Source organism: uncultured Brevundimonas sp. (genome assembly GCF_963975535.1).
GTDB lineage: Bacteria > Pseudomonadota > Alphaproteobacteria > Caulobacterales > Caulobacteraceae > Brevundimonas.
The window spans coordinates 1-2,812 of the sequence record NZ_CAXBHE010000022.1; the positions used below are offsets into that span (position 1 = coordinate 1).

A 2,812-nucleotide genomic window follows, 5' to 3' on the forward strand; every position below is an offset into this window, starting at 1 on the left:
CACCGATAGGTGATTTCCAAGAAGCTGATGCATTATGTTTTACCCAAGATGCATAAGGTTTTTTAGGCCAGAAAATATTATCATCTTCGTCCCAAGTATAACCTATACCTGCGTAATTTCCTCTAAAAGGTGTACCACCATCTTTGTGAGCGCCACCAGAAGTATTATAAGATGTTTGAATCCACATCTGTGCTGGCCAGTTGTTGTGAGTTTCTAAATATTGTTGACCTACAGATTCATCTTCAACGCCGTCAGCGTTTAGCATATCGCCATTATTCAAAGTAAGTACTTGAATGACTTTACTGTTAGATCCTAGTTTTGCAAAATGTGCCATAATATTATCCTTATATCTTATTTATTGTTTGTTGTAAATACATCTTAATTATTGAAATTTATATCTTATTATAACTATACCTGAGCCACCTGTTGCACCAGCACCATTAGGATTATCAACACCTCCATTTCCACCTCCTGCTCCACCACCTCTGTTTGCTGTTCCTGCTGTAGCACAACCTGGCGAATTAGCACCTGCTCCTCCTCCACCTGTTCCACCTGCTCCACCAGAAGGTTGACCGTATTGAGTACCACCTCCACCACCTCCTCCAGCATAAGCTACTGAACTTGCTGAAATTGAAGTTGTTGCACCTGCTCCACCTGTAGCAGCACATCCAGCATTTCTTCCTGTTTGAGTAGCACCACCACCTCCTCCTCCATTATATGGAGAACCAGGATAACCTGTACCACCAGTTTCACCTTGAGATGGACTTGTAGGCGGAGTATTTCCTGCTCCACCAGCAACACCTCCTCCATATGTACCACCACCACCACTACCACCTGTGTGACCAGCATCAGTTAATTGACTACCACCACCTCCTCCACCTGTTGAGGTTATTGATGAAAATACTGAATTACTACCATCTGTAGAAGGAGTACCACAATCAGGCGAGGTTGGAGCACCTGCTCCACCTGCTCCTACTGTTATTGGATAAGATGTTGCTGAAATTGTTATTGCATTTGTAGGAGCATTTGCAACTAAAGGAGAAGCTGTGAAATTATCTATTGGTACATTTCTTCCCTCTCTAAATCCTCCAGCACCACCACCTCCTCCATGAAAAGTTCCACCTCCTCCTCCACCAGCTACTACCATATAACCAACTGTATTTTCGGTTGTTGTTTCTGAAACTTGACAAACTGTAAATGTTCCTGGCCCTGTAAACGTATGTATTTTAAAATTACCTGAAGTTGTAATTGTTCCACCTGTTGCTTCAATAAAAGGATTAGGAACTACAATATCACTTGCTTGTGCTGCATCAATTAATAGCCAACCTTGTGTTCCATCTACATATATTAAAGTTACACTTAATCCTTCTATAGAGGCTGTAACATCATCTGCACTACCTTGAATATTACTTCCGTTTCTACCTATTGTAACGTTATTAGTATCAAAAGTATTTGCGTAATCAGCAATAGCAACGACATCACCTGCACTTGGAGAAGCAGGGAGTGTTACTGTAAATGCTGCAGAAGTAGTATTACAAAAATATCCATTACCACTTACCGCTGTGAAACCTGAAGTTTTGACTGTTGTGTCCCAAGTAATAGCACCTATATTTTCAAAAACTCCTTGGTCTATTAGTGTTGTTCCACATGAATTTACACCCATAATTTACCTATTGAAATTTGTATCTTATCATTACTATTCCAGAACCACCTGCTGCTCCATTTGGTGCTGTACCTCCATTTGCTCCAGAACCACCTGCACCACCTCCAGTATTAGTAGTTCCACTTGTTCCTACACTAGAACCTGGACCTCCTGCTCCACCACCACCTGCTCCACCTGCTCCTGCTGGACCTCCTGGATATTTAGCTCCACCACCGCCGCCAGCAAAATATCTTGTTGAACCTACTGGACCTGGTGTTCCATAACTTGGAGCTGTTGGACCAATAAATGTGTCTGCTAAAAAAGAACCTGCTCCACCTGCTCCACCTTGGCCAGGTGAACCATTTGCTCCTACAGCGCCTGCTCCGCCACCACCACCTGTACCTTGAGTATAAGATAATCCTAAACCACCATTATTTCCTTGAGGTGGACTTACTGGTGGAGTATTTCCTGCTGCACCCGCATTTGGACCACACCTACCACCGCCTCCTGAACCACCTGATTGTTTTGATCCACCACCAGCAGTTGATGTAATTCCTAAACCAGATGAAGGTGATCCATTATTTGATATACCAGGTCCTACTGCAGCTGCACCGGCACCTATTACAATTGGATAGCCTGTAGCTGAAACAGGTAAACCCGCTGGATTTGATAAAGGTGACATAGTTGGAGCTGGAACACAACCAACAGAATTAGATAATCTAAATCCACCTGCTCCAGCACCTGCATCTCTATCATTATTAGTTCCACCACCTCCGGCGATCACAAAGTAATCTACTGTATTTGAACCTGCTGCATTACCTGCAGAACAAACTGTAAAAGTACCTGGCCCTGTAAATACGTGTGTTTTAAAATTACCACAAGTTAGTACTGTTCCACCTGTTGCTGTAACAAAAAAAGCTTGTTCTGCTATATCAGATGCTTGCGAAGCGGATGTAACTAACCAACCTTTTGTTCCATCTATATAAACTAATAATACTGATCTTCCTTCTGTGTTTATAATAAAATCAGCTGCATCACCTTGAATAGGAGAACTATTTCTACCTATAGTAATATTATTTGTATCAGCTGTGTTTGCGTAATCTTTTATACCTACGATATCACCAGCCGAAGGTGAACTAGGAAGTGTAACTGTAAATGCTGCTGATGTTG

General features: G+C 42.2%; 3 protein-coding genes. All 3 read right to left on the reverse strand.

The features are described from left to right. Positions 1-334: hypothetical protein (locus tag AACZ75_RS15535; RefSeq protein WP_339874113.1), on the reverse strand; the 334-nt coding region annotated here is incomplete at its 3' end. 48 nt (positions 335-382) lie between these two features. Beyond that, positions 383-1,663: a glycine-rich domain-containing protein gene (locus AACZ75_RS15540; protein ID WP_339874114.1), complete on the reverse strand. Its 1,281-nt coding sequence runs from the start codon at positions 1,661-1,663 to the stop codon at positions 383-385. A gap of 7 nt (positions 1,664-1,670) precedes the next feature. Next, on the reverse strand, positions 1,671-2,812 hold a 1,142-nt coding region (locus tag AACZ75_RS15545; protein ID WP_339874116.1), incomplete at its 5' end, for a glycine-rich domain-containing protein.

Excerpts from the sequence above, each read along its gene's own strand:
- AACZ75_RS15540 (WP_339874114.1), bottom strand. The coding sequence starts at position 1,663 with ATGGGTGTAAATTCATGTGGAACAACACTAATAGACCAAGGAGTTTTT.